This window comes from Amycolatopsis sp. NPDC057786, from assembly GCF_042797905.1.
In the GTDB taxonomy this organism is placed as follows: domain Bacteria; phylum Actinomycetota; class Actinomycetes; order Mycobacteriales; family Pseudonocardiaceae; genus Amycolatopsis.
On record NZ_JBHVKW010000003.1, the window covers coordinates 111,658 to 136,542 of the forward strand.

Here is a 24,885-nt window from a genome sequence, read left to right on the forward strand (position 1 = left end):
CGCGTGACTGGAGGGACAGCACACGCGAGTCGGCCATCTGGACACGCAACCGGCGTGCGCCGGGACGGAACTCGCGTGATCGGAGCCGTAACTCGCGTGATTGAAGGCGTAACTCGCGTGCGCCTGGCCGGACCGGTATTAGTATTGGCGCCATGGTGCGAGTGCCGTTGACGGACGAGGAACGCGAACGCGGCGAGCGGCTGGGGCTGGCGCTCCGGGACGCGCGCGCGGCGTCGTCGCGGAGCATGGTCGAGGTCGCGGCCGAGGCCGGGATCTCGGTCGAGACGCTCCGGAAGATCGAGACGGGCCGGATCCCGACGCCCGCCTTCTTCACGGTGATGGCGATCGCGGACGCCGTCGGGCTGCCGCTGGACGCGCTGCGGGCGGCCGCCGAGGGCGGCGGCGAACAAGTCGCGGAAGCGAGCTAGGGGCGCAGGACGGCCAGGGCGTGTGCCCGGTCGTTCAAGTAGAGGAAGCCGTCGATCGGCAGGTCGAAGCTGTTCAGCAGGCTTTCGAGCGTGGCGTATTCGTCCACGCCGAGACGCAGGTTCTCGTTCAGCGCGTGCGCGACGAGGACGTCGGCCAGTTCCTCCCACTCACCCGACCAGTGCAAGGTGCGGTAGAACGCCAGGACATCCGGCGTGATCCGGCCGGCGATCTGGTCGAGCAGGCTGTCGCCGAAGAAGCTGATCCGGCCGGCGGCCAGGTCGGCGACGGTCGGGTTCGCCGGGTCGGCGGCGGTGTCGGGATTGCGGACCACTCCGGGGCCCGCCACCGGATAGCCCGTCTTGACGTTGCCGTTGTCCTCCACCAGCACGATGAGGTGCACGCCGTAGCGCTCGCCGGCGCAGCGCCAGCGGCCGTTGTGCAGTCTGACGCGGGGTTCGCTCGGGTCGTTCGCGACGTCCTTGATCACCGCGATGATCTGCTCGTCGGTCCAGCCCGCGGGGAACTCGCTGGTCGCCCGCCATCCCTTTCCCGGTGCGTGCCCGCCGCCCACTCGTGCTCCTTTCGTCGCATCGAGGGTAACCCGCGTTCGGAGTATCCGAATGATCCGAACGCGGAAACGGGTGACCTCAGGCGATCACGCTGAGCAAGACGGCGCCGACGACGAGCACGTCGACACCGCGCAGTGCCTGCAGCCCGGCCGCCCCGCCGCTGACGTCGTAGTTCATCGGCGACCTGGTCGCCGTCCGCGCCGTGGCGACGACGGCGAGCGGGATCGCGAGCCACACCGGCCAGGCCGGGGAGACTCCGAGCGTCAGCGTCACCAGGCCGAGCAGGATCCCCCAGACGAGGCCGAGTAGCGCGATCACCAGGCCGTTGACCAGACGCAACTCCCAGTCGGACGCGCCAAGCCACCGCCGGCGGCCGGGGTTGCGCCACAGTTCACCGAGCCCGCCGACGAATGGCACGAGCGCCGCGTACGCGCCGAGCGCGAACAGCGGCACGACCGGGATGGCCGGAAAGGCCAGGTGCGCGACGCCGACCAGGCACGCGATCACCACGCCGGCCGCCGCATAGCGCATCCGGCCGAGCACCCCGGCCCATGCGAGCCGCAGCGTCGTCGGACGCCGCAGCGACAACCACGGCACCGGCTTCGAATCCGGGATCAGCAGCATGGGGTCCATGAAGACCGCGGCCATCGCGCGCAGGAGCCGCGCGTTCCAGCCGTCGACGAGTTCCTGGCGTCCGGCCCCGGACATCGGCTCGCCACCGAAGGCCACCGCGACCGCCACCACGAACAGCGCGCCGGCCAGCACCTCGACGGCGATCGGGCCCCATCCCGCGGCGGCGAACGCCAGACCGGCCATGGCGAGCACGACCGGAGCGAGCGTTTCCCCGCGGATCGCCGTCCGCCGCGCGGTTACGGCGGCCAGGATCGCCCCGGACGCGGTCAGCGCCGACATCGCGATCCACACGTCCTTCGAGCCGCCGCCGATCGCGGTGACCAACGCTCCGGTGTAGCCGACCACCAGGACCAGCCCGGACCAGCCCGTCCACATCCGCTTGACGACGACGCGGCGCCGATCGACGCGGGCGAAGTCCATCCAGGTCAGCGCCGCCGGCTCGGCCCAGACGAAGCCACGGCGCAGCAGGGCACGCCAGAACATCGCGCACAGCACGATCAGCAGCCCGAACACCGCCGGGAAGTCCACAACGGACTGTCCAAAAAGGAAATCGCGAAGTTTCGGCAGGTTCTGGAAGGCGGTGAACAGCGCGCCGAAACCGAACAGTGCCAGGAAGGTCTGGTAGTCGCCGTTGAACAGGCCGCCGAATCGCTGTCTTCCCGGGACGTGCGTCGGCGCTTTCGTCGTCACCACAGCTCGAGAGTGGAGTCGGCCGCTTCGAGCAGCGGAGGATGGTGCGTGGCCACGACGACGGCCGCCCCGGCATCGGTCGACCGTTTGATCAACGACGTCAGCCATTCCTTTCCGGCGGCGTCGAGTGCCCGCTCCGGCTCGTCGAGCAGCAGGACGTCGTGCGGGCGCGCGGTCGCGCCGAGGAGCAGCAGGCGACGGCGTTGCCCGGCCGAGAATTTGCCAGCGGTGACCTTCGCGCGTTCGGAAAGCCCCGCGTCGGCCAGGAGCGCGTCGAAATCGCCGAGATCGGTACCGAACGAGCCTTCCAGCAGTTCGAGATGCTGCAGCGGGGTCAGCTCGGCGAAGAAGTCGGAATCGTCGAACAGTACGGAAACCTTGCGGCGGAAGGAAACGTCGCGTTCGTCGGGATTACCGCCCGCGACTACGACGCGTCCCCGCTGTGGGGTCTGCGTTCCGTAAAGGCACCTCAACAGCGTCGATTTCCCGACCCCGTTGGGGCCGACGATGACCGCGCATTCGCCGGACTCGACCTCGAAGTCGAGTCCGTCGAACAGCCAGTGCTCCCCGGCCTGGACGCCGAGCCCTCGTACGTCGATCATTTGCCGCGCAACGCCTCGATCACCGGCGCGAGCGCCTCCATGTTGTGCTCCAGTACGGTGAAGTACGTGAAACCGAACCGCTCGCGGTGCGCCAGGATCTGTTCGGCGATCTGTTCGTGGGTGCCGACCAGAGCCGTCGGAAGTTCGGCGAGCCGGTCGACGGTGACCTTGCCGTCGAGCAGTTCTTCCAGGCTCTCCAAACCTTTTCGCCGGTCTTCGACCACGGCGACGAAATGCGAGAGGATATTGAATTCGGCGGCGCGGCCGTTCAGTTTCCCGCGGACGAAGTTCACCCGCTCTTCGATTCCGGCCGCGTCGTCGACGGCGAGCGCGCCGCCGTCGGGAACGGCCGCCGTACCGGTGAATCCGATGATGTCGGCGTGCTCGGCGGCGAGCGTGAGCAGCCTGTCGCCGCGTCCGGCGATCATCAGCGGCGGGCCCGGCTTCTGCACCGTCGGCGGTTTGTGGCTTTCGTCGGCATAGAGCCGGTTGAGCACCTTGATGGTGTTTTCGAGATGGTCGACGCGCTTTCCGGCGCGGGGGAACTCCATTCCCGCCGCTTCGAATTCGGCTTTCACGTAACCGGCCCCCAGGCCGAGCTCCAGCCTGCCCTCGGTGAACTGGTCCGTGCCGGTGACGTCGCGGGCCAGCAGCACCGGGTTGTAGAAGGCGGTGTTGATGACGAACGTGTTGAGCCGCGGACGGGTCGTCACCTCGGCGGCGAGCACGAGGGCCGGGAACGGCGGCGCCATACCGAGATGGTCGGCCGCGCCGATCACGTCGAATCCGAGGTCCTCGGCCTTGCGGCACTTCTCGACCCACGCCGCACGGGTCTCGGGGACGACCATGTTGACGCCGAATTTGACCATGCGGCCACGGTACCGAGAGCGCGAGAAGAAGGCCTCATCCTCGGGAATGACTCCGAGGATGAGGCCTTCTCCGACGATCAGCCGAGGCGCTGCTTCAGCGCTTCCAGTTCGTCACGCAGCGACGACGGGACCTTGTCGCCGATCTTCTCGAACCACTCCTCGATGAGCGGCAGTTCCTGGCGCCACTCCTCGGCGGAGACGTCGAGCGCGGCCTGGATGTCGGCCAGCGGCTCCTTGAGGCCGTCGGTGTCGAGGTCCTCGGCGTTCGGCACGAAACCGACCGGGGTCTCGTTCGCGTTGCCCTTGCCCTCGACGCGGTCGATGACCCACTTCAGGATCCGCGAGTTCTCGCCGAAGCCCGGCCACAGGAAGCGGCCGTCGTCACCACGGCGGAACCAGTTGACGTAGAAGATCTTCGGCAGCTTGTCCGCGTCGGCGTTCTTGCCGAGGTCCAGCCAGTGCTTGAAGTAGTCACCGGCGTGGTAGCCGAGGAACGGCAGCATCGCCATCGGGTCGCGGCGCACGTTGCCGACCGCGCCGGCGGCGGCCGCGGTGGTCTCCGACGACATGGTGGCGCCCATGAACACGCCGTGCTGCCAGTCGCGGGCCTCGTTCACCAGCGGGACCGTGGTCTTGCGGCGGCCGCCGAACAGGATCGCCGAGATCGGCACGCCCTGCGGGTCGTCCCACTCGGGCGCGAGGATCGGGCACTGCGACATCGGCGTGCAGTAGCGCGAGTTCGGGTGCGCGGCCTTCTCTTCCGACTCCGGCGTCCAATCCTGCTTCTTCCAGGAGGTGGCGTGCGCGGGCTTCTCGCCCATGCCCTCCCACCAGACGTCGCCGTCGTCGGTGAGCGCGACGTTCGTGTAGACCGTGTTGCCCTTTTCGATGGTGCGCATCGCGTTGGGGTTGGTGTGCCAGTCGGTGCCCGGCGCGACGCCGAAGAAGCCGAACTCGGGGTTCACCGCGTACAGGCGGCCGTCCTCGCCGAACCGCATCCACGCGATGTCGTCACCGAGGGTCTCGGCGCGCCAGCCGGGGATGGTCGGCTGCAGCATGGCGAGGTTCGTCTTGCCGCAGGCGCTCGGGAACGCCGCCGCGACGTAGTGGACCTTGTCCTCGGGCGAGATCAGCTTGAGGATCAGCATGTGCTCGGCCAGCCAGCCCTCGTCGCGGGCGATGACCGAGCCGATGCGCAGCGAGTAGCATTTCTTGCCGAGCAGCGAGTTGCCGCCGTAGCCGGAGCCGTAGCTCCAGATCTCGCGGGTCTCGGGGAAGTGCGAGATGTACTTGGTGGTGTTGCACGGCCACGAGACGTCCTCCTGGCCCGGCTCCAGCGGCGCGCCGACGGAGTGCAGGGCGGGGACGAACTCGCGCTCGGTGCCGTCCTCGGTGACGAACTTGTCCAGCGCGGCCTTGCCGGCGCGGGTCATCACGCGCATGGAGGCGACCACGTAGGCGAAGTCGGTGATCTCGATGCCGAGCTTGGGGTCCTCGGCTCCGAGGGGGCCCATGCAGAAGGGGATCACGTACATCGTGCGACCGCGCATGCAGCCGCGGTACAGCTCGGTCATCGTGGCCTTCATCTCGGCCGGGTCCATCCAGTTGTTGGTGGGACCCGCGTCCTCTTCGTTCTCCGAACAGATGAAGGTGCGCTCTTCGACCCTGGCGACGTCATTCGGGTCGGAAGCGGCCCAGTACGAGTTGGGCTTCGCGTCGAGCTGCACGAACGTGCCGGCGGAGACCAGCTCGGCGTTGATGCGCGCGGCCTCTTCGTCGGACCCGTCGACCCACACCACACGGTCCGGAGTGGTCAGTTCGGCGACCTCCCGGACCCAGGACAGCACGCCACTGTGCGTCGTCGGCGCATTTTCCAGTCCAGGGATGGCGACTGCGGTCATCTCTACTCCTGACTTCCGACGGCAGAAGCCCACACCGGGAACGACGCTGTTCCGATGCGGGCTTCGATGCCGGCGACCGAATGGCTTCGCACACCGGCGGGAAAGCCGGTGTGCAGGTTTTGGGATTCCCCGAGAGTAGCCGGATGACCGGCAGGTAACCGAGAGCTGACCTGTCGGTTCTCTCACAAGAACGATAAGGGAATCGATTCAGTATCACCGGAATGGGCCATACGCAGAAATTCTTCCGGTGACCGATGGCACAGCGGCCGGACGAATCGGACATGAGAAAGCCCGGTACGACGTCGCGTACCGGGCTGTTCTGTGACCAGGATTACAGGAATTACCTCTTCGAAATGGACTAAACCATTCTTGTAATGGTCCAGTCCATTTCGGGAATCAGTTGGGGCTGATCCACTGACCGGTGGCGGAATCGATCTTCGCCACACCTTCGAGTGTTTCGGTGCCCGCGCCACCCCACGCCGCGTCGCCCGCCGGGTCGCCTTCGGTCGCCGGGACGGACGCGAAGGCCGCGCCGATGTCGTTGTTGACCACACCGCTGCCGACCTCGCTCCACTGACCGGGGCCGGTGTGCTCGTAGGTCTTGGAGTTGCCGGAGGCGTCGGTCTCCACCGCGATGTCGGCGCTGCCGTCGCCGTCCTTGTCGGTGAAGGCGATGGTGCGGCCGTCCTCCGTCTGGACGACGGCGGTGTCGGGGGTTCCGTCACCGTCGGTGTCGATGGTCGGCGGGCCGACCTCGACGTCGCCACTGGGCATGTCGGCGTGCATGGTGCCGCTGGTGCCCGCGTCGGAACCGTCGTCGTTGCCGCCGCCACCCGCTTCGACCCAGGAGCCGGAGGCCTCGTCGTAGACGGCCTCCTGGACGACCTTGCCGTTCTCGTCGAGCACCGCGTACTGGTCGGCGTCGCCGTCGCCGTCGGTGTCGACGAAAGCCTGGCCGGTGCCGTCCTCGTGCTGGATGACCGCGGCGTCGTTGACGCCGTCCTTGTCGAGGTCGTAGTTGAGCTCGGCCTGGTACTCCTCGCCGTCAACGTGGACCGTGACCGCCTCCGTGGAGCCAGTCTCGGTGTCCGTGCCGCCGCTCTCGTCGACCCACATGGGATAACCCCCTCGTTGACCTGCTGGTGTGTCGAAGCTTATGACTCACCGTAGGCCGGTTCGGTTCCGGTCCACAACAGGACCACCCCGGTCAGGCGTCGCGCAGTGACCGAATGCGACCGAGCAGTGCCTCAGCGCGGTCTCGGCCGTCCGAGACGTCCTTCAGGCGCTTCGCGACGATCGAGATCTTCTTGGCCCGTTCCTGCGCGCCCATCTTGATCGTCTTGTCGACTTCCTTCAGCTCCGCCTCGATCGCGTCGATGCGGCGGCCGAGTGCTTCGTCGAGCGCCATCGACAGCTGCTGTTCGGCCTCGATCAGCTGCTCCGCGACGAGCTGGTCCAGCGTGGACCGCGCGTCGGCGATCGCCTCGACCAGCCACTGCTTCATATGCTGCTTGTCCGACGCGTGTTTGCGGGTCCGCGCCATCCACCAGCCGGCGCCGAGGCCGATGATGATCGTGGCCGGCAGGATCACCGGGTTCAGGATCGCGACCCCCGCCAGCGGCAGCGCGGCGACCTTCCCGGCGCCGAGGCCACCGGAAACCCCCATGAAGATGAGCAGTTTGTCCTCGGCCGTCGGCGGTTTCTTGTCCGGCGGGCGCAGTACGACCGGCGGGCCGCCCGCCCTGGCGAACTGGCCGCGGATGATTTCGAGCTCTTCGGGCGAGAACAGCTCCGAAAGCGCGACGTTGGTGACCTGGTTGAGCCGCTGCGAGAGCAGCATCGAGATCCGCTGCGACGTCGTCTGCAGCGCGATGTCGACCTGCTGGGGCAGCGCGGCGAGGGCGTCGCGTTTCGCGCCGTCGATCAACTGCCGGAAATGCGTCGACGCGTCGCGCATCTGCCTGCTGGTCTCGTGCCCGACCTCGACGCGGGTCCGCTGGATCTCCGCGCGCAGCTTCAGCTGCCAGCCCCGCGTCGAAGACCGGCGTTCGGTGGTCAGGTCGTCGCGGCGCTGGCGCAACTGCTCGGCCTCGGCCTCACCGGCGGACAGCGCGCGGCTTTCCGCCTGGAGCTTCGCCTTGAGCTCGCCGAGCGCGCTCGACAGCGCGCGCAGGGTGTTGGCCTCACCCAGCATCGCCGACCGGCCGACCAGCATCTCCTGCAACGCGCCCTGCAACCCGGCGATCCCGGCCTTCTCGCGCAGCATCGTGGCCATCTGCTCGTTCGGGGCCTTGGCCGCCGTCTCGAACATGCGCGCGGAAACCGGGTGGAACACCGCGTCGGCGAACCGGGGGGCGTGCTCGGCGAGCAGCCGCCGGTCGGCTTCGAGGACCTCGCGCCAGCCGCGGAACTGGTCGGTCTTGGTCAGCGCGAACAGCACGGTCTCGACCCGTTCGCCCATGTCCTGCAGGAATTGCAGCTCCTGCGAGGTGAACGGCGAAGACGAGTCCACGACGAACAGCAGCGCGGTGGCGCCGGCGGCGGCCTCCTTCGCCAGTTCACCGTGCATCGAGTCGAGCCCGCCGACGCCAGGGGTATCCACAATGGACACTCGTTCGAGCAGCGGGACCGGGCCGGAGACCTCGACGTAACGCGGCGGGATCTGCCCTTCCGGCAGTTCGTGCGCGGCCGAAACCCAGTGGATCAGGTCGTTGAGGTTGATCGGCACCGGCGCCAGCTGACCCGGATAGCAGGCCTGCGCGGACCACTGCTCGGCGTGCTCGAAGACGAGATACGTCGCCGTGGCGACGTCGGCGTCCACAGGGGACAGTCCCGGCATGGACAGGAGCGCGTTCACGAGCGAGCTCTTGCCGCGGTTGGTCTCGCCGACCACCACGACCGACGGCTTCTTCGGCCGCGCCTTCCGGATGTCCTCGACCCATTTCGCGGCCTGGGGGTCGGCTTCGCGGACGACGGTGAGCAGTTGTTCGCGCGTGCTCTTCACGACCGCCGGAAGATTCGCCGCCGCGCTCGGAGCGGTCACAAGGCCTTCTTCGCGTAGACGATGACGATCGGCGCGCGCAGGACCCGCTCGTGATCGGCGAACCCGACCACCTCGGTCTCCGCGACGAGCCCTTCGAGCGCCGGGTCCTCGGTCGCGACCGCGCCGCCCGCCTCGTGCACGGCGGGATCGAACCGCTCACCGTCCGGGCGCAGGGCACGGACGCCGATCCCGGCGAGCCCGTGTTCGAGCCGCTCGACGACGCCGCCGCTGCGGGCGCGATCGAGGGCGTACAGGCACAGCTGGATCAGCGCCTGCCTGTCGGCGAGAGCCTGTTCGAGGTCGGCCGGACCCGTGGTCGTGGACTCCACATCGGTCTTCGACGCGGCTTCGACGGCCTCGGTTCCCTCGGACGGCGAAGTCTCGCCGTCCGCTTCGGCGATGATCGCCGCCGGGATCTGGCCGGTCGGCACGTCGTCCGGATTCACGTCTTCGACCGCCTTCTTGCGCAGCCAGGCACCCACCCGAATCGACCCCCGTAACTGGTGTCCCGGGCCTACCGATCAGCCCGGGGAGATTTCACCAGTGTCGGGTACACGTCCGCCAGCCGGGGGCGGAATCGGCAGAACGGGACGGAGGAATCTGGTGACCAGCTCCTTCATCACCGCGAGTTCCGCCGCCGGATCGAGGTCCGGCTCCAGAATCACGCGGGAAAGCGGCGCGTCGACCAAGGCGACGAGCCAGCTGGCCACCGTCTTCGGAGCGAAGCCGGGATCGATCCTGCCCGCGTCCACCGCCCGCGTCACCAGGCCGACGAGACCGTCGCGCAACGCGCGGTCGTTGCGCTGGATGAGCCTGGCCAGCTCGGCGTCGCGGGAACACTGCGCGGCGACCTCGAGGACGAGCTTGGCGATGACAGGGTGCAGAAGCTGCTCCGACACGTGGGTGATGACCTGGAGGATGGCTTTCCCGGGATCCTCGATCTCTTCGGCGGCCGCGAGCAGGGCCGCGGTCTCGTCGGCGTCCTGCTCGAAGATGCCGACGAACACCGCGCGCTTGTTCGGGAAGTAGTGGAAGAGGCTGCCGGTGCTGATCCCCGCGGCACGGCAGATCTCCGCCGTCGTCGTCTTCTCGAAGCCCTTCATCGCGAAGCAGCCCGCGGCGGCGTCGAGGATGGCGCGGCGTTTCGCCTCGTGCTTGGCCGGGTCGACCGTCCTCATTTCACCGCCGGCGGCTCGTCAAGCCACGGGTAGCCGTGGTCGAGGAAGGCTTTGGCGACGGCTTTGCGGTCGGTGTCGCCCTTCTGCCGCGCCAGTTCCCGGCCGTCCGCGGCGAGCAGTACGAGCTCCTTGCCGTCGAAGAAGACGGCCTCCAGCCGTGCCTCGTACGCGCGGCTGCGGCCCTTGGTGGTCAGCGTGATGCGGGTCGGCGTCACCTTGACGATCAGCCGCTCGTGCGCCCAGACCGCGGCGAAGAGCAGGCCCGCGACGAGACCGACACCGATCCCGGTGACCGTGCCCCAGGGCTGGGGGATCTCCGAGACGAGCTTGAAGGGGCCCTTGAACGGGACCCAGCTCAGGGACGCCACCCACCCCGAAATCGAGTGGAGGAACCAGCCGAGCGCGGCGCCTGCCAGCGGACAGCCGAGCCAGGAGGCCGTGCGCAGCCACTGGGGCTCGTCGACGATCGTTTCCATGCGCTCATTATTAGACCGAGCGCTCGGTTTATCAATCTCAGGGCGCGGGGGGTCAGTCGCGGATCTGCTGCCAGATGAGGAAGTACGCCCGGTGCACGACGTGCGCGACCCGGCTCTGGGCGGGCGTCGCGCCGAAGGACGCGAAGGAGCGCCACCAGCCGGCGCGTTCCAGGGCGTGGGCCGCCAGCTCGGCGCGCGGGGCGCCCGGCTTGCCCAGCTGGGCGCCGATGTCGGCGTTGCTGCCGACCCGCAGGACCTCCTCGGCCAGGTCCTCGGGCATGTCGACGGCGCCGGACGCGACCAGCGTGAGCGCTTCGAGCAGCCGCAGCTGGTGCGCCTCCGGCTTGGCGAGCAGGACCTCGATCGCGTCGTGGACGCGCTGCCGTTCGGCCGGGTCGCCGGACGCGTGGGCCAGCGCGGTGACCGAGGCCAGCGCGGCCGCCGCCTTGATGCCGTCGGCGCGGGCGGCGAAGACGATGCTCAGCCGCTGGCGGACGGCTTCGAGCCCGGAGGCGTCGAGCAGCTTCCGCCGCAGCGAGCCCGCGGTGATCTCGGGTTCCTTGCGGATCGCCTCGACGGCGTACCGGACGCCGAACAGGTCCAGCTTCTCCAGCAGCCGCAGCCGGGTGCCCGCCGCGACGTCGCATTCCCAGCTGGTGAAGATATCCGCCGAGATCAGCATGGTCTCGAGGATGTCGTCGTCCATCTCGGCCAGCTGACGCAGCGCTTCGGCGTCGGGCGACGTGAACCCGCCGGACTCGGCCGACTCCGCGATCAGCCCGATCACCGGAAGCACGTCCGCGACGCGGGGCTTCAGCGTCGCGGCCTGCTTCTCCGACAGCAGCGTCGCGGCCTTCCACACGTCGCCGCCCGAGCCTTCGACCGACTCGGGCGCGATGGTGTCCGCCTTGTTGAGCACCGCGATCGCGTTGACCGGGCCCGCCTCGCGGCTCGCGGTCGCGGCGGTGAACGCGGCGAGCGCCTGCTGGTCGTCGGCGCGCACGCCCTGGGTGACCACGTAGAGGACGGCTTCGGCACCCGCGACGGCGTTGCGCGAAGTGTCGTCCAGCTCGTCGGAGCCCTCTTCGTCGTCCTCGTCACCGTCTTCGGGCTTACGGTGCTTCGCCGCGCCCAAAAGCTCCTCGGTCCGCGACACCGAAGCGGCGTCGAGCGAGCCGAGGCCCGGGGTGTCGATGACGGTCATGCCCTGCAGGACCGCGTTGGTGAGGTACGCCTCGATATGCGAGACCTTGTCGATGTCGATGCCCAGCTCGGCCGGGATCATCCCGTCGGCGGAGAAGGGCAGCACCTGTTTGCGGCCGTCGTTGAAGACGATCTCGACCCGGTCGACCGTGCCGTACTGGAACCTGGTCACCAGCCGGGTGCACTCGCCGACGTCGGTCGGCGCGACCCGGCGCCCGATCAGCGCGTTGACCAGGGTGGACTTCCCCGATTTGATCCGGCCCGCGACGGCGACCTGCAGCGGACCGCCCAACCGCCGCAGCACCTCGGCGAAACCGGCCGCGGTCCGCGCGGACACCTGGGGCTGAAGACGGTGGCAGAGGTTCGCCACCGACATCGACAGCGGGCCGGCGAGACGGCCCTGCTCCGTCGCTGAGGTCACGGTGCCCACCCCTCCCAGTCGTCGAGCACACCGAGGGGAATCGTGCCATGCCGCTCATCCTCGGGTCGCACCGAAGGTGGTACCGGCGACCGACGCGCGAGCGGTACCGGCCGACATAGTGTTACCAGGTGCGACGGTTGAGCCTCTGGATGCGTGCCCACCCCATGGCGGGGGACAGTGTCATCGCCGTCGTACTCCTGCTGACCGACCTGCTGCTCTACGTGGCCGCGGCCGAGACGCCGGAAGTCCCGATGCCGCCCTGGTACGTGACGGTTCCGCTGGACATCGCGATGGTCGCCCCGCTGGTCTTCCGGCGGAAGGCGACGCTGTGGTCGGCGTACCTGGTGCTGCTGATCGGCATCCCGCACAGCGCGCTGGAACTCGGCGCGGCGAGCGGGCTGGCGATGATGATCGGCATCTACTCGGTGCTGGTCTACGTCGGGCGCAAACAGGGCCTGCTGTACCTGGTGATCACGCTGGTCACCTCGGCGATCCAGCTGTGGGCCGACCCGCCGGAGGACGTCTGGGTGCTGGCGATCATCGGCGTCTTCTCCAGCGCGCTGTGCTGGACGCTCGGCGAGTTCGCCGGCGCGAGGCGCGCCTATCACGAGGAGGTGGAAGCCAGGTTGCATCTACTTGAGACGGAACGGGACCAGGCGACCAGGATCGCCGTCGGCGAGGAACGCGGGCGTATCGCCCGTGAACTGCACGACGTCGTCGCGCACGCGGTGAGCGTGATGGTCGTGCAGGCCGACGGCGCGTCCTACGCGGTCGACGGGAACCCCGAGATGGCGAAACGGGCCTTGCAGACGATTTCGGAGACCGGCCGCGGCGCGCTCGCCGAGCTGCGGCGGCTGCTGGACGTGCTCCGCAGCGACGGCGACGACGAGCCGCGCGTGCCGCAGCCGGACGCCAGCGCGCTGACCGACCTCGCGGACCGGATCCGCCAGGCCGGGGTGCCGGTGACGCTGGCGATCGGTTCGGACGCGCTCGCCGGGCTGCCCGCCGGGGTGTCCCTCGGCGTGTACCGGATCGTGCAGGAATCGCTGACGAACACGCTGAAACACGCCGGTCAGGGCGCGCAAGCCGAGGTGGTGGTGCGCCGGGAGGCGGACGTGATCGACGTCAAGGTCACCGACGACGGCGCCGGCCGCGCGAAACAGCTGGTGCCCGCGGCGGCCAAGCACGCCGCGCCGCCGCGAAGACTCACCGTCCCCGGTGGGAACGGATTGATCGGAATGAGGGAACGGGCGAACGTCTTCGGCGGCACGCTGGAGGTCGGGCCCGCCCCCGGTGGAGGGTGGCAGGTGCACGCGAGGCTCCCGGTTAGGTTGGCGACGTGATACGGGTGGTGGTCGTCGACGACCAGGAATTGATGCGCGTCGGGTTCCGGATGGTCCTGGGCGCACAGGCCGACATCGATGTCGTCGGCGAGGCGGGTGACGGCGCGCAGGCCATCCGCCTGGCGGAGGAACTGCGGCCCGACGTCGTGCTGATGGACGTCCGGATGCCGGTGCTGGACGGGGTCGAGGCGACGAAGCGGATCGTCGAGGCCGGGACGGCGCGGGTGCTCGTGATGACGACGTTCGACCTGGACGAGTACGTCTATTCGGCGTTGCAGGGCGGGGCGAGCGGGTTCCTGCTGAAGGACACCCAGCCGGATCACCTGGTGTCGGCGCTGCGGGCGGTCGCTTCGGGCGACGCCGTGGTCTCGCCGTCGGTGACCCGGCGGCTGCTCGACCGGTTCGTCGGCGGCGGCGGGAAACCCCTGCGGGACGCGGCCGAGCTCGACGTCCTGACCGAACGGGAACGGGAGGTGCTCGTGCTGATCGCGAAGGGCCTCTCGAACCTGGAGATCGCCGAGACACTGTTCCTTTCCGAGGCGACGGTGAAGACGCACGTCGGGCGGATCCTGTCGAAGCTGGATCTGCGTGACCGGGTGCAGGCCGTCGTGCTCGCCTACGAGACCGGGCTGGCGCGTCCAGGGGTCACCTGAGAAGTCCTCGGAAAAGTGGTCATTCGGTGAGCACTTTGCGGCGGATCCTTGTCTTCGGAGCCACTACCTGAGGAGAAGGAAATGCTGCGAGGTCTCACCACCACCACGTTCTACGCCGACGACATGACCGCCGCGATCGAGTGGTACTCCGATCTCTTCGGGATCGAGCCGTACTTCGTCCGCAACGGTCCCGACGGGACGCCGGCGTACGTCGAGTTCCGCATCGGCGACTACCAGCACGAGTTCGGCCTGGTCCGGGGCGACTTCCGGCCGCCGCTGGCCCAGCCCGGCCCGGGCGGTGCCATCGCGAACTGGGCGGTCGACAACGTCGAGGACGCCTTCGCGAAGCTGCTCGAGAAGGGCGCGAACGAGTACGAGCCGATCATCGAGCGCGGGCCGGGCTTCGTGACCGCGGCCGTCGTCGACCCGTTCGGCAACGTCCTCGGCGTCATGTTCAACCAGCATTACCTGGACGTGCTGGCCGGGAAGAAGTAGTGAGGGCAAGGCAGACGTGGCGTGTCCTGGCCACGGCTGACCCGGCAGTACCGGAAGAGACACCGGTACCGAATGGGTCAGGTCTCGTGACCGGATCGGACGACACGCGTGATCAGACGGACGACACGCGTGACTGGACGGACGACACGACCGCGGCCGGGGCTCCGCCTCGAACCCGGAACGCCACTCACGACTCCCGTATCCGACGACGCTGAAGGCTCCTTTCACCGCATCAGACGCGGCGAAGGGAGCCTTCAGCCCAGCACCGGCCCCCGCCCACGAAAGTAGCTCCCGGCCAGCACCGGTCTCAGCGGTACAGGGCGTGCTCCGCCGTCTCCGGATCCTTGCCCGCGTCCCGCACTTCGGCCATCCACTTGCCGAAGTCGGGGCGTGAGCCGTCGACGTCGGTCAGGCCGTACTCGTTCATCAACGTCCACGACGCGAGCGTCTTGCCCGCGAACCGCGCGACCTCCGGGTCGGTCGCCAGCTTCGCGACGCCCCGCCCGAGCAGCGCCGGGGTCTCCGAGATGGCGAAGTCGACCGGAGCGGACTTGCCGACCGCGTCCCGCCACGTCTCCTCGGTGACCCCGAAGTGGTCGAGCATGGCTTCCGAACGCAGGAAGCCCGGCGTGACGGTCATGCCGACGCAGTCGTACTTCTTCAACTCGGCGCCGAGCGCCCTGCCGATCGCGCGGATCCCGCACTTCGCGAGGAAGTAGGGGATCCCCGCGCCGACGTACTCGTCGTGGTCGCCGTCGGTGACCTCGATGACGAGCCCGCCTTTCCGCTTGACCACCAGCGGAAGCAGCCGGTGCAACGCGATCAGATGTGTGTCGATCGCGTTGTGCACCAGTGTGAGCGCGTCGTCGAGGCTGGAGTCCCAGTACGCCCCGTCGAAGTCCGCGAACGGGTCACCACCCCAGACGTCGTCGACCAGGATGTCGATCCGGCCGTCCACTTCGGACTCGATTCGCTCCTTCAACGCGTCCACATCGGACACCACGGTGAAGTCGGTCCGGACGGGGATGCCCCGCCCGCCGGCCGCGTCGACGAGTTCCGCGGTGTCTTCGATCGTCTCCGCCCGCTTCATCGGCGACTGCCGGTCCCGTGTCGTGCGGCCGGTGACGAACACCGTCCAGCCGAGCCTGCCGAGCTCCACCGCGATCGCCCGGCCACATCCTCGCGTCGCCCCCGTGACGACGGCCACTTTCCGGTCCATTCAGGACACTCCTTTCCACGCGGTCAGCACCGCGTCCACGTCTTGCCCCACCCGGTCGACGATCCGGCCCTGCGGCCGTATCGACCAGTCCAGCGCGGCCCCGTTCGCCACCCCCAGCAGTACCCGTGCGGCGCGGACGACCCCCGGCGCGCCCGGCAGGTCACCCGCCGCGACCCGCGTCAGCCGCCGTAGTTCCGCTTCCACGGCGGCGAAATGCTCACCCAGCAGGGCACGAAGGTCCGGATCACCGATGTCCACGCCCAGCTGCCCGAGGTGGTTCGCCGCGGTTTCCGCCGTGCCCAAGCCCTCGTAGATCACGACGACCGCCGCGCGCAGCGCCTCCACCGGATCGGCCAGCTCGCCGCAGTCCCGCATCAACCCCACGACGGATCGCGTGTTCAACCGGCTCAACGCCTGCAGGAGGCCGTTTTTCGAACCGAACCGCTGGGCGACGGTGCCGACCGCCACCTCGGCTTCCGCCGCCACCTGGGCCAGCGTGAAACCCGGGCCGACCATGCCGATCACGGTCCCCGCCGCTTCCAGCAGTCGCTCGTCGGTGATGGTGCGGGGTCTCGCCATGTGATTATTGAACCACGATTCATTAACCCCGGCGAATCAGGGTCACTCTCAGGGGTATCACCGATCGCGTACGCCGCCGGAAGACGGCAAGCTACGTCTCAGGTCGGGTATCAGGTTGGCACCTCAGGATGACGCGCTCGACCACCCACATGGACGACGATTGTTCTCGCAGTCGCCGAGGGGAGCAGACATGATCGAGGCAGCGGGCCTCACCAAGCGGTACGGCAAGACACTGGCGGTGAACGACCTGTCCTTCTCCGTCGCGGCCGGGGAGGTCACCGGATTCCTCGGCCCCAACGGGGCCGGCAAGTCGACGACCATGCGGATGATCCTCGGCCTGGACAATCCGACCTCGGGCCAGGTGCGCATCGGGGGCAAGCTCTACCGCGAACTGAAGGACCCGCTGCGGACGGTCGGCGCGCTGCTGGACGCCAAATGGGTGCACCCCAACCGGTCGGCCCGGGCGCATCTGCAGTGGATGGCGCGGTCCAACAAGATCCCGGCGGGCCGGGTCGACGAGGTGCTCGACATCGTCGGGCTCACTAGCGTCGCCGGGAAGCGCGCCGGCGGGTTCTCCCTCGGCATGTCGCAGCGACTGGGGATCGCGGCGGCCCTGCTGGGCGACCCGGAGGTCCTCCTCTTCGACGAGCCCGTCAACGGCCTCGACCCCGAGGGCATCCTCTGGATCCGCAAGTTCATGCACCGGCTGGCCGACGAAGGCCGCACGGTGTTCGTTTCCTCGCACCTCCTTTCGGAGATGGCGCTGACCGCGAGCCACCTGGTCGTGATCGGCAAGGGGCGGCTGATCTCCCAGTCCTCCACCGAGGACTTCGTGGCGCGGGCCGCCGAGAACACGGTCAAGGTGCGGTCGCCGCAACTGCCCGCGCTGCGCGCCGCGCTGACGCAGGCGAGCGCCCAGGTGACCGACGCCGACCGAGCGCTCGTCGTGTCCGGTTTGGACAGTGAGAAGATCGGCGAGATCGCCGCGGCCAATCAGATCGTGCTGCACGAGCTCAGCCCGCAGACCGGCTCCCTGGAGCAGGCCTTCATGCAGATCACCGGCGATTCGGTCGAGTACCACACCGGTCTCGAAGCCGAAGCCGCCGAAGTGGTCACCGCCGCCCAGTAGCCGCCACTCTTCTGAGGGAAAGAAAAGCCATGACTCTGCTCGCCGTGGAACGCATCAAGCTGTTCACCACACGCTCACCCTGGTGGTGCGCGCTGATCACCCTCTCGGTCGTGATCGGCTTCGCCGCCATCTTCGCCGGCGCCGCGCCGTCGGGGGAATTCACCGACGTCGGCATGTCCCAGTTCGGCTACGTCTTCGGGATGACCGTGGTCATGGTGCTGGCCGCGCTTTCGGTGACCACCGAGTACCGGTTCGGCACCATCCGCACCACGTTCCAGGCGGTGCCGAACCGCCGCGCCGCGCTGCTGGCGAAGACCGGCGTCGTCGCGATGCTCTCGCTGGTGATCGGCGAGATCGCCGCCTTCGGCGCCTGGGCACTCGCGTCGATCATGCGGCCGGAGGACCTCGCGCTGAACACCGGCGCGGAGTGGATCAGCGTCGCCGGGGTCGGCCTGGTGTTCGCCCTCGCGTCGGTGATCGCGATCGCCGTCGGCATCCTGATCCGGCAGAGCGCCGGCGCCATCTCGCTCCTGCTGATCTACACCCTCGCGGTCGAGAACCTGATCCAGCTCATCCCGAAGATCGGCAGGGACATCTACGACTGGATGCCGTTCCACGTCGCGGACCGGTTCCTCAACGGCTCGGGTCCCGCGGCGGCGAACGCGCCGTTGAGCCAGGCCGGGTCGCTCGCCTACTTCGCCGGTTTCGCGCTGGTGCTGCTGGTCATCTCGCTGCTCGTCGCGGACAAGCGCGACGCGTAAGGACTTCCACAGGGGAGAAAGCCGGATGCCTCGCTCGGGGGAGCGAGACATCCGGACGGGGAGAAAAGGGAACAAGGACCGGGCCGCCTATCGGGGGGCAGCCCGGTCCTTTCCCGCGTAATGTCGGAATCCACTGGAGGGAGGCTGATGATCGAGGCCACGGGACTCACGAAACGCTACGGCGACAAGCTCGCCGTCGACGGACTTTCCTTCACCGCCGAAGCGGGAAGGGTGACGGGCTTCCTCGGCCCCAACGGGGCGGGGAAGTCCACCACCATGCGGATGATGCTCGGGCTCGACAACCCGACTTCGGGCTCGGTGACGATCGACGGCATGGCCTACCGCGAGCTTCGTGATCCACTTCGGACGGTCGGCGGCATGATCGACGCCACCTGGCGGCATCCCGGCCGCACCGCCCGCGAGCACCTCCGGTGGATCGCCGCGACCAACGGCCTGCCGGACAAGCGCGTCGACGAGGTACTCCGGCTGGTCGGGCTCGACTCGGTCGCCCGCAAACGGGCCGGGCAGTTCTCGCTCGGGATGTCGCAGCGGCTCGGGATCGCCACGGCGCTGCTCGGCGACCCACGGGTGCTGCTGTTCGACGAGCCGGTCAACGGGCTCGACCCCGAAGGCATCGTGTGGATCAGGAAGCTGATGCACGCGCTCGCCGCCGAGGGGCGCACCGTGTTCGTGTCCAGCCACCTGCTGCCGGAGATGGCGCAGACCGCGCAGGACCTCGTCGTGATCGGCCGGGGGAAGCTGATCTACCAGGGCACGATGGAGGAATTCGTCGGACGGGCGAAGGGCCTCGGCGTGCGGGTCCGCAGCCCGCATCTGCCGGAGCTGCGCACGGCGCTGACCGACAAGGGCGCGGAGTTCCGCGAGGAGGACGGCGCGCTCGTCGTGTCCGAAATGGACAGTGACACCATCGGCGAACTCGCGTTCGCCGCCGGCGCGACCCTCCACGAGCTGAAGCCGCTCGCCGGCTCGCTCGAACAGGCGTACATGCAACTCACCGCCGAGGCCGTCGAGTACGGCGCCGGCGTACCGGAGGTGGCCCGATGACCGCGGCGAACATGCTCCGCGCGGAGCGGATCAAGCTGCTGAGCACGCGCGCTCCCTGGTGGTGCGCGGCCATCGCGGTGGTGGTCGCACTGGGCTACACCGCGCTCTTCTTCGGCTTCGTGCCGCTCGAAGGCCAGTCAGGCGTCACCTCGACACAGGTCGCCAGCGCGCTCGGCCGCACCGTGGTGCTGGTCCTCGCCATCCTCGCGGCGGCGACGGAGTTCAACTGGGGCACGATGAAGCTCACCTTCCAGGCGGTGCCGTCGCGCGTACCCGCCCTGCTGGCTAAGGGCGCCGTCGTCGGGGTGTTCTCCGGGCTGATCGGGCTGCTGGTGGGCTTCGGCTCGTGGGCGGTCGCGTACCTGATCAAACCGGCCGCCGACCTTGGCCTGGCTTCGGGCGCCGACTGGCGTGCGGTGGCGGGCCAGGGCCTGACCTTCTTCCTGACCGGTCTGCTCGGCGTCGGCCTCGGACTGCTGTTCCGCAGCCCCGCGTTCGCGCTCGGGTTCGCGCTGGCCTGGACGCAGGTACTCGAGGGACTCGTCGTGCTGATTCCGAAAGTGGGCAACGACATCTACCAGTGGATGCCGTTCTTCGCGGCGAATCAGTTTTCCGGGCCGGGTCTCACGGTGTCGATGTTGAAACTCGAACCGCCGCTGGGGCCGTGGGGCTATTTGGCTTATTTCGGCGGCATCTGCGTGGTTGTCTATGCGGCCGGGCTGATGATCACCCATCGAAGGGATGCGTGAGCTTTTACCGCGGCCAAAGGAGTTAAGTCCACGTTAAGAGGTTGTGGCTTCTCTCACACGAAGCGGACATACTGTTCCTGACCGGGCGATGCTCGGGATGAGCCTATTTTCGGCTCTCGGCCCCGGAGGTGATCCTTGACGGTGGATTCCGGTCAGGGAGTAGAACGCGCGATCCCGCAAGCCCGCACGGAAAGTATGCAGCCGCGGCTCGAGCCCATGCTCGACCTCGAATGGTCACAGGCGATCGAACTGCCCCGCACGGTCGCGTCCGCGACCCGGCCATCCGATATCCGCCGCGCCTGGGTACACCGCGCGCCCGAAGATCTCGTTGTGGCGCTGTACCGCGCGTCCAGCGGAATGCACGGCGAAATTCCCGCGCCATGGTGGCTTCGCGCCGTCGTGGACGGCAGACTCGAATCGCGGGAACTCGGTTTCCGTATCGAAGATCGAATCGCCGGTCTGCTCGGCAGGCGTCCCGGCTGGGAATTCGTCCCGTGGGCCGCGGACGGAGAATCCGGTTACTGGGAGTTCATGCCCTCTGAACGCGGAGCGTCCGGGCATTCGATCCCGACCACGGTGCTGAACACCAGCCGCCACGACGGCTGGATCGACGTTCTCCCCGCCCATTCCAGCACGACGCCCTCGCCGATCGCGGTCGCCGGATTCGCGGGGCTGCGCTCGCGGCTGGGGGAGTTCGAAGCGGTCCGGTAGCCCGCTGGGCGGAGCTGAAGGCCTGATCTGAAAATCGGCCACAGCCCGAACCCGCCCGGCCGAAGGCCCGCTATCGAGGTGGCAGGGCGCCCGTCGACCGAAGTGACGCGGTCTACCAACGCATCGCCCTGCCGACGTGATCGCGGATGCGGGTTCGCCGATGAACACTGCCGCCGCGTTTAATGGGCTGGTGGAAAACGAGGACCAGCCACGGATGCGCAGCGTGGTCAGCTATGTCAAACGCGGCGGCCGGATGACCGTCGGGCAGCAGCGAGCCTGGAACGAACTCTGGCCGTCGCTCGGCCGTACCGTCGGCGAACTGCCCGAAGGACCGGTGGACTTCGACGACTGGTTCGGCAGGCGGGCGCCGGTGATGGTGGAGATCGGTTCGGGCATGGGCGAGACCACGTCCCAGCTCGCCGCCGCCGCGCCGGAACTCAACTACGTCGCGGTCGAGGTCTACGACCCGGGGCTCGGCCAGCTGATGTTGCGCGCCGAGAAGCTCGGGGTGAAGAACCTGCGGCTCATGCACGGTGACGCCGTCGTGCTGCTGACCTCGCACGTGGAGCCGGGCTCGCTGGCCGGCGTCCGGCTGTTCTTCCCGGACCCGTGGCCGAAGAAGCGGCACCACAAGCGACGGATCGTGCAGCCGGAGTTCGTCTCGCTGGTGGCGTCGCGGCTGGCGCCGGGCGGCACCTTCCACATGGCAACCGACTGGGAGAACTACGCCGAGCAGATGATGGAGGTCTGCTCGGCCGAGCCGCTCCTGCGCAACCGGCACGCCGATGAGCCCGGAGGCTGGGCGCCGCGGCCGGAGTGGCGGCCGATCACGAAGTTCGAGAACCGCGCCGACGTCGAGGGGCGGGTCTCGCACGACCTGATCTTCGAGCGGGTCTGAACGACCTCGCGTCAGAGCCCTGTCCGGTCCACCGCCGATGTTGCGAAAGCCACGTTCGCAACTCCCCAGCCTTCCGCTCACGAGACACAGAAAGGGCCGGCCAGGACGTCCCCACGTCCCTGACCGGCCCTTTCTTCACACCCCCGCGCCTCGGAACGCCCCCTGCGCGTCCCCGGTGCCCGTTCGTCCCTCCCCCGACAGAGAGACGACCGGGCACCCGGCCCGTGGGTGGATCACCACCGACTCCACCCACGAGACCTGCCCGCCCAGGCGCCATGACGCCATTCGGGCGAACTTTTTATTCGTCGGCCAGAGGCTCCGACTGCACCCGTTTGAGCGCCGGGGTCGAGACGGATGCCCCGAGCAACGCCACCCCGATTCCCAGCACCACGGGCGCCAGCAGCCACGGGCTCAGCACGACCGAGTCCTTCTCGACCAGGCTGTAGAGCCCCATGCCGACGCCGATCCCGACCGCCCCCGCGCCGAGGGTGGCCACCATCGCGGGCAGGGCCGCTTCCATTCGCAGCGCCCTCGCCAGCACCCGGACCGGTGTCCCGGCCGCGATGAGCGCCCCGAAGGTGCGGCGGCGGTCCATCACCGAGCCCGCGGTCGCCACGGCCGCGCTGCACCCGGCGAGCACGCCGGCGGCGATCAGGCCGATCACGGTGACCCGGCGCAGGTCTCCGAGCTCCTGCTGCTGACCGATCAGGTGCAGGCCACGGCTGCCGACCTCCTGACCGGGTGCCGCCCCGACCAGCGCGGTCCGCACGACCTCGGCGTTCTCCGCGGTGGTCGGCACGATCACGTCGAAGCGCTCCGGCGTGACCCCCGCGGGGACCAGGGCCGGGTCGATGACGACCGTGCTGGACGTGTCCTCGTCGCCCTTGGGGAAAAGGTGCACGGGAGTCTTCGGATCCAGCTGCGGACCGGCCTTGTCGTACTCCGACAGCACGCGGTACTCCGCAGGGTTGATCTGATAACTGCTGTAGATCGCAGGACCCGGCTGGCAGGAACCGCCGATGTTCACCCGCAGGAGTTTCGTGGCGTCCTCACAGGTCATCACGAAGGCCCGGTTCAAGCTCTGGGAGCGGGTGCCCGGTTCGCCGGTGGACAGGTAGACCTGCCCGACCGAGACGGCCTTCTCGGTGATCCCGTAGCGGGCGAGGGAGGCGTTGGTCTGGTCGGCGACCTGCTGCGCCTGGGCCGCGTCGGCTTGGGCGTAGAGGACGTTGTCCTTGAAGGTCCGGCCGCCGCCCGCCATCGATTCGAACGACGGCAGCAGGGTGAGCGCCATCGAGCCGGTGAAGACGGCCAGCACGACACCCGCGGTGGCGCGGTAGGCGCTCTTCGGGTCGTCGCGCAGCCTGCGGCCGGCAAGCAGTGACGCCGGTTTGCGCCAGACCCGGACGAACGTGCCCCCGACCGCCGACGTGACCCACGGTCCGATGATCGCCGCCGACCCGACCAGCAGGAACAGTCCGAGCATCACCATCGGCAAGCTGGCGTCGTCCTGGGCGACCGCGAAGAGGAAGAAGGCACCGGCCACCGGGACCGCGAGCAGCCGCCACCAGTGCAACGGCTTGCGAGCGTGTGCCGAAGCCGCGAACAGCGGCGTCTTCAGCACCCGGCGGATGCCGAGGACCCCGGCGAGGACGACCAGCAGCGGGATCGCCACGGCGACCGCGATGGTCGAGCCGATCGTCAGGCTGAAGTCCGACGCGAGCCACGTTCCGCCGCCCCACGGGACGAACGTCGAGAGGCCTTGGAGCGCCGGTGCCACGAGGATGCCGAGCAGCGCGCCGACCACGGCGGACAACGCCGTCTCGGCGGCGACGATCTTCGTCACCTGGCCGGGGGTCGCCCCGGCCAGCCGGAGCGCCGCCATCCGCAGCTCACGCCGGGCGGCGGTGAGCCTGGCCGAAGACGCGACGAGCACCAGGCTCGGCACGAGCAGGACGATCACACCGACCCAGGCGAGCAGTTCGAGCAGCGGATCGGGCTTCGCCTCCTTGTTCGGGAAGCCGTCCGCCGCCATCGCCGTCTTAGGCATCGACTCCGGGGTGTGGCCGACGACGGCGACCAGCTGCTCCGGATACATCAGCGATTCGGGTCCGAGCGCGTCGACGAGTTTGCCGAACCGGTCCCCGAGCTGCGCCTGCGGCGTCGACTGGATCAGTTTCCCGAGGGCGGGGGAGACGATCGACTCGCCGGGAGCGGGCAGCCGCGGGATGCCCGGCGGGAGGCTGAGCATCGGCGAAGTGCCGGTCAAGGCGATGTCGACGCGGGTGATCTCACGGTCGCCCGAGAAGTCCTTGTTGGCCGCCATCAGCAGCGGCGCCGGCCCCTGGCTCTCGCCGGACTGGGAGTAGTAGCTGCCGATGTCCTGCCAGATGGCCCGCTGGGAGCGGGCCTGCGTGGCACCCGGAAGGGACGCCAGCAGAAGCACCAGACTGGTCGCGACGGCGACCCCGACCGCGGTGAGGATGGCCGAAGTGCGGGTCCGGCGGTCGACCCGGAGCACCCGCATGGCCAGCTGGAAGCTGTTCATCAGGCGGCCAGCCTCGTCGCGATCAGGCCGTCCCGGATGGAGACGGTGCGTGGCATGGCTTCGGCGAGCTCGCGGTCGTGAGTAACCACGATCACGGCGGCACCGCTGTCGGCGGCCGCGGCTAGCAGGGCGTCCATGGTGGCGCGGCCGGTGCGGGTGTCGAGCGCGCCGGTCGGCTCGTCGGCGAAGATCACCTTCGGCCGGTGGGTCAGCGCCCGTGCGATCGCGACGCGCTGCGCCTCGCCACCGGAAAGCTCACCGGGGCGGCGCTTCTCCTTGCCCGCGAGGCCGAGCTTCGCCAGCCATTCGCGGCCCGCCTCGATGGATTCCTTGCGGCCCTTGCCACCCAGCAGCGACGGCAGTGCGACGTTCTCCTCGGCGCTCAGTTCCGCGACGAGCATGCCGGACTGGAACACGAAGCCGAACTCGGTGCGCCGCAGCTCGCTGCGCTTGCGCTCGTTGAGCTGGTCGACCCGCTGTCCGGCAAGGAAGATCTGCCCGGAGTCGGCGCGGAGGATCCCGGCGAGCACGTGCAGCAGGGAGGTCTTGCCCGAGCCGGAAGGCCCGACGATGGCGACCGCGTCACCCGCCTGGATGTCGATGTCGATCCCGGCCAGCGCGTGCTGCGTGCCGTACCGCTTCACCAGCCCGCGGCCCGAAAGCACCGGCTGCCCTGTCCACTGTGGATCTACCACCGTGATTCTCCCTAGTCAGTCACTTG

General features: G+C 68.9%; 25 protein-coding genes. 10 read left to right on the plus strand and 15 right to left on the minus strand.

The features are described from left to right. Positions 1–152: 152 nt before the first annotated feature. Entirely contained in the window at positions 153–428 is a 276-nt protein-coding gene (locus ACFVM3_RS03505) for a helix-turn-helix domain-containing protein (RefSeq protein WP_126737409.1), read from the plus strand. On the opposite strand, the gene ACFVM3_RS03510 is transcribed toward ACFVM3_RS03505, so the two are convergent. The 11 genes from ACFVM3_RS03510 to ACFVM3_RS03560 form a co-directional block, all read right to left on the minus strand. Next, on the minus strand, positions 425–1,000 hold the full coding sequence (locus ACFVM3_RS03510) for an EndoU domain-containing protein (RefSeq protein ID WP_378435167.1): 576 nt from the start codon (positions 998–1,000) through the stop codon (positions 425–427). The two genes, ACFVM3_RS03505 and ACFVM3_RS03510, sit on opposite strands and share 4 nt — an antisense overlap. A 76-nt stretch (positions 1,001–1,076) precedes the next feature. Then, positions 1,077–2,324, minus strand: coding sequence for a hypothetical protein (locus ACFVM3_RS03515; RefSeq protein ID WP_378435169.1), 1,248 nt, complete (start codon positions 2,322–2,324; stop codon positions 1,077–1,079). After that, positions 2,318–2,923 carry an ATP-binding cassette domain-containing protein gene (locus ACFVM3_RS03520; protein ID WP_378435171.1) on the minus strand — a complete coding sequence of 202 codons (606 nt, stop codon included), beginning with the start codon at positions 2,921–2,923 and terminating at the stop codon, positions 2,318–2,320. The genes ACFVM3_RS03515 and ACFVM3_RS03520 overlap by 7 nt, the downstream gene beginning before the upstream one ends. Then, the gene (locus ACFVM3_RS03525) at positions 2,920–3,792 is read right to left on the minus strand and encodes an LLM class F420-dependent oxidoreductase (protein ID WP_378435173.1); all 873 of its coding nucleotides are present in this window, start codon (positions 3,790–3,792) and stop codon (positions 2,920–2,922) included. The genes ACFVM3_RS03520 and ACFVM3_RS03525 overlap by 4 nt, the downstream gene beginning before the upstream one ends. A gap of 77 nt (positions 3,793–3,869) precedes the next feature. After that, on the minus strand, positions 3,870–5,693 hold the full coding sequence (locus ACFVM3_RS03530) for a phosphoenolpyruvate carboxykinase (GTP) (RefSeq protein WP_378435175.1): 1,824 nt from the start codon (positions 5,691–5,693) through the stop codon (positions 3,870–3,872). A 396-nt stretch (positions 5,694–6,089) separates the two neighbouring features. Further along, on the minus strand, positions 6,090–6,809 hold the full coding sequence (locus ACFVM3_RS03535; RefSeq protein WP_378435177.1) for a DUF6802 family protein: 720 nt from the start codon (positions 6,807–6,809) through the stop codon (positions 6,090–6,092). Positions 6,810–6,900: 91 nt separating this feature from the next. Next, positions 6,901–8,736, minus strand: a complete 1,836-nt coding sequence (locus tag ACFVM3_RS03540) for a dynamin family protein (protein ID WP_378435179.1) — start codon at positions 8,734–8,736, stop codon at positions 6,901–6,903. Beyond that, positions 8,733–9,218 (minus strand): nucleotide exchange factor GrpE, encoded by a 486-nt coding sequence (grpE, locus tag ACFVM3_RS03545; RefSeq protein ID WP_378435181.1) that lies wholly within the window; start codon positions 9,216–9,218, stop codon positions 8,733–8,735. Before grpE ends, ACFVM3_RS03540 begins: the two co-directional genes overlap by 4 nt. 39 nt (positions 9,219–9,257) lie before the next feature. Further along, entirely contained in the window at positions 9,258–9,914 is a 657-nt protein-coding gene (locus ACFVM3_RS03550) for a TetR/AcrR family transcriptional regulator (protein WP_378435183.1), read from the minus strand. Further along, on the minus strand, positions 9,911–10,390 hold the full coding sequence (locus tag ACFVM3_RS03555; RefSeq protein WP_378435185.1) for a hypothetical protein: 480 nt from the start codon (positions 10,388–10,390) through the stop codon (positions 9,911–9,913). The genes ACFVM3_RS03550 and ACFVM3_RS03555 overlap by 4 nt, the downstream gene beginning before the upstream one ends. A 52-nt stretch (positions 10,391–10,442) precedes the next feature. Next, positions 10,443–11,969, minus strand: coding sequence for a dynamin family protein (locus tag ACFVM3_RS03560; protein ID WP_378435362.1), 1,527 nt, complete (start codon positions 11,967–11,969; stop codon positions 10,443–10,445). Between the two features lie 209 nt (positions 11,970–12,178). Between ACFVM3_RS03560 and ACFVM3_RS03565 the strand changes: the two genes are divergently transcribed. The 3 genes from ACFVM3_RS03565 (at position 12,179) to ACFVM3_RS03575 (ending at position 14,505) form a co-directional block, all read left to right on the plus strand. Beyond that, positions 12,179–13,357: a sensor histidine kinase gene (locus ACFVM3_RS03565; RefSeq protein ID WP_378435364.1), complete on the plus strand. Its 1,179-nt coding sequence runs from the start codon at positions 12,179–12,181 to the stop codon at positions 13,355–13,357. Next, the gene (locus ACFVM3_RS03570) at positions 13,354–14,010 is read left to right on the plus strand and encodes a response regulator transcription factor (protein ID WP_034314242.1); all 657 of its coding nucleotides are present in this window, start codon (positions 13,354–13,356) and stop codon (positions 14,008–14,010) included. The genes ACFVM3_RS03565 and ACFVM3_RS03570 overlap by 4 nt, the downstream gene beginning before the upstream one ends. An 81-nt stretch (positions 14,011–14,091) precedes the next feature. Continuing rightward, positions 14,092–14,505 carry a VOC family protein gene (locus tag ACFVM3_RS03575; protein WP_378435187.1) on the plus strand — a complete coding sequence of 138 codons (414 nt, stop codon included), beginning with the start codon at positions 14,092–14,094 and terminating at the stop codon, positions 14,503–14,505. Between the two features lie 307 nt (positions 14,506–14,812). Here ACFVM3_RS03575 and ACFVM3_RS03580 read toward each other — a convergent pair whose 3' ends face one another. Then, the gene (locus tag ACFVM3_RS03580; RefSeq protein ID WP_378435189.1) at positions 14,813–15,724 is read right to left on the minus strand and encodes an SDR family NAD(P)-dependent oxidoreductase; all 912 of its coding nucleotides are present in this window, start codon (positions 15,722–15,724) and stop codon (positions 14,813–14,815) included. Further along, complete coding sequence (locus ACFVM3_RS03585; RefSeq protein ID WP_378435191.1) at positions 15,725–16,303, minus strand: TetR/AcrR family transcriptional regulator; 579 nt, start codon at positions 16,301–16,303, stop codon at positions 15,725–15,727. It abuts the gene before it with no gap. Positions 16,304–16,493: 190 nt separating this feature from the next. Between ACFVM3_RS03585 and ACFVM3_RS03590 the strand changes: the two genes are divergently transcribed. The 6 genes from ACFVM3_RS03590 (at position 16,494) to trmB (ending at position 21,616) form a co-directional block, all read left to right on the plus strand. Beyond that, the gene (locus ACFVM3_RS03590; protein ID WP_378435193.1) at positions 16,494–17,432 is read left to right on the plus strand and encodes an ABC transporter ATP-binding protein; all 939 of its coding nucleotides are present in this window, start codon (positions 16,494–16,496) and stop codon (positions 17,430–17,432) included. Positions 17,433–17,461: 29 nt separating this feature from the next. Continuing rightward, positions 17,462–18,193, plus strand: coding sequence for an ABC transporter permease (locus tag ACFVM3_RS03595; RefSeq protein ID WP_378435194.1), 732 nt, complete (start codon positions 17,462–17,464; stop codon positions 18,191–18,193). 147 nt (positions 18,194–18,340) lie between these two features. Next, positions 18,341–19,258: an ATP-binding cassette domain-containing protein gene (locus ACFVM3_RS03600; RefSeq protein WP_340687229.1), complete on the plus strand. Its 918-nt coding sequence runs from the start codon at positions 18,341–18,343 to the stop codon at positions 19,256–19,258. Further along, entirely contained in the window at positions 19,255–20,007 is a 753-nt protein-coding gene (locus ACFVM3_RS03605) for a hypothetical protein (RefSeq protein ID WP_378435196.1), read from the plus strand. Before ACFVM3_RS03600 ends, ACFVM3_RS03605 begins: the two co-directional genes overlap by 4 nt. A gap of 195 nt (positions 20,008–20,202) precedes the next feature. Further along, positions 20,203–20,718, plus strand: a complete 516-nt coding sequence (locus ACFVM3_RS03610) for a hypothetical protein (RefSeq protein WP_125679432.1) — start codon at positions 20,203–20,205, stop codon at positions 20,716–20,718. A 214-nt stretch (positions 20,719–20,932) separates the two neighbouring features. Beyond that, on the plus strand, positions 20,933–21,616 hold the full coding sequence (trmB, locus tag ACFVM3_RS03615; protein WP_378435366.1) for a tRNA (guanosine(46)-N7)-methyltransferase TrmB: 684 nt from the start codon (positions 20,933–20,935) through the stop codon (positions 21,614–21,616). Between the two features lie 298 nt (positions 21,617–21,914). On the opposite strand, the gene ACFVM3_RS03620 is transcribed toward trmB, so the two are convergent. Both ACFVM3_RS03620 and ACFVM3_RS03625 read right to left on the minus strand, forming a co-directional pair. Then, the gene (locus ACFVM3_RS03620) at positions 21,915–24,164 is read right to left on the minus strand and encodes an FtsX-like permease family protein (RefSeq protein ID WP_378435198.1); all 2,250 of its coding nucleotides are present in this window, start codon (positions 24,162–24,164) and stop codon (positions 21,915–21,917) included. Next, a complete protein-coding gene (locus ACFVM3_RS03625) occupies positions 24,164–24,859 on the minus strand; it encodes an ABC transporter ATP-binding protein (protein WP_016338261.1) in 696 nt (231 codons plus the stop codon). Before ACFVM3_RS03625 ends, ACFVM3_RS03620 begins: the two co-directional genes overlap by 1 nt. Positions 24,860–24,885 lie beyond the last annotated feature (26 nt).

Excerpts from the sequence above, each read along its gene's own strand:
- ACFVM3_RS03550 (WP_378435183.1), bottom strand. The coding sequence starts at position 9,914 with ATGAGGACGGTCGACCCGGCCAAGCACGAGGCGAAACGCCGCGCCATC.
- ACFVM3_RS03505 (WP_126737409.1), top strand. The coding sequence starts at position 153 with ATGGTGCGAGTGCCGTTGACGGACGAGGAACGCGAACGCGGCGAGCGG.
- ACFVM3_RS03535 (WP_378435177.1), bottom strand. The coding sequence starts at position 6,809 with ATGTGGGTCGACGAGAGCGGCGGCACGGACACCGAGACTGGCTCCACG.
- ACFVM3_RS03560 (WP_378435362.1), bottom strand. The coding sequence starts at position 11,969 with ATGTCGGTGGCGAACCTCTGCCACCGTCTTCAGCCCCAGGTGTCCGCG.
- ACFVM3_RS03555 (WP_378435185.1), bottom strand. The coding sequence starts at position 10,390 with ATGGAAACGATCGTCGACGAGCCCCAGTGGCTGCGCACGGCCTCCTGG.
- trmB (WP_378435366.1), top strand. The coding sequence starts at position 20,933 with ATGCGCAGCGTGGTCAGCTATGTCAAACGCGGCGGCCGGATGACCGTC.
- ACFVM3_RS03580 (WP_378435189.1), bottom strand. The coding sequence starts at position 15,724 with ATGGACCGGAAAGTGGCCGTCGTCACGGGGGCGACGCGAGGATGTGGC.
- ACFVM3_RS03605 (WP_378435196.1), top strand. The coding sequence starts at position 19,255 with ATGACCGCGGCGAACATGCTCCGCGCGGAGCGGATCAAGCTGCTGAGC.
- ACFVM3_RS03585 (WP_378435191.1), bottom strand. The coding sequence starts at position 16,303 with ATGGCGAGACCCCGCACCATCACCGACGAGCGACTGCTGGAAGCGGCG.
- ACFVM3_RS03530 (WP_378435175.1), bottom strand. The coding sequence starts at position 5,693 with ATGACCGCAGTCGCCATCCCTGGACTGGAAAATGCGCCGACGACGCAC.
- ACFVM3_RS03595 (WP_378435194.1), top strand. The coding sequence starts at position 17,462 with ATGACTCTGCTCGCCGTGGAACGCATCAAGCTGTTCACCACACGCTCA.
- ACFVM3_RS03525 (WP_378435173.1), bottom strand. The coding sequence starts at position 3,792 with ATGGTCAAATTCGGCGTCAACATGGTCGTCCCCGAGACCCGTGCGGCG.
- ACFVM3_RS03620 (WP_378435198.1), bottom strand. The coding sequence starts at position 24,164 with ATGAACAGCTTCCAGCTGGCCATGCGGGTGCTCCGGGTCGACCGCCGG.
- ACFVM3_RS03610 (WP_125679432.1), top strand. The coding sequence starts at position 20,203 with ATGCAGCCGCGGCTCGAGCCCATGCTCGACCTCGAATGGTCACAGGCG.
- ACFVM3_RS03575 (WP_378435187.1), top strand. The coding sequence starts at position 14,092 with ATGCTGCGAGGTCTCACCACCACCACGTTCTACGCCGACGACATGACC.
- ACFVM3_RS03520 (WP_378435171.1), bottom strand. The coding sequence starts at position 2,923 with ATGATCGACGTACGAGGGCTCGGCGTCCAGGCCGGGGAGCACTGGCTG.
- ACFVM3_RS03590 (WP_378435193.1), top strand. The coding sequence starts at position 16,494 with ATGATCGAGGCAGCGGGCCTCACCAAGCGGTACGGCAAGACACTGGCG.
- ACFVM3_RS03565 (WP_378435364.1), top strand. The coding sequence starts at position 12,179 with ATGGCGGGGGACAGTGTCATCGCCGTCGTACTCCTGCTGACCGACCTG.
- ACFVM3_RS03600 (WP_340687229.1), top strand. The coding sequence starts at position 18,341 with ATGATCGAGGCCACGGGACTCACGAAACGCTACGGCGACAAGCTCGCC.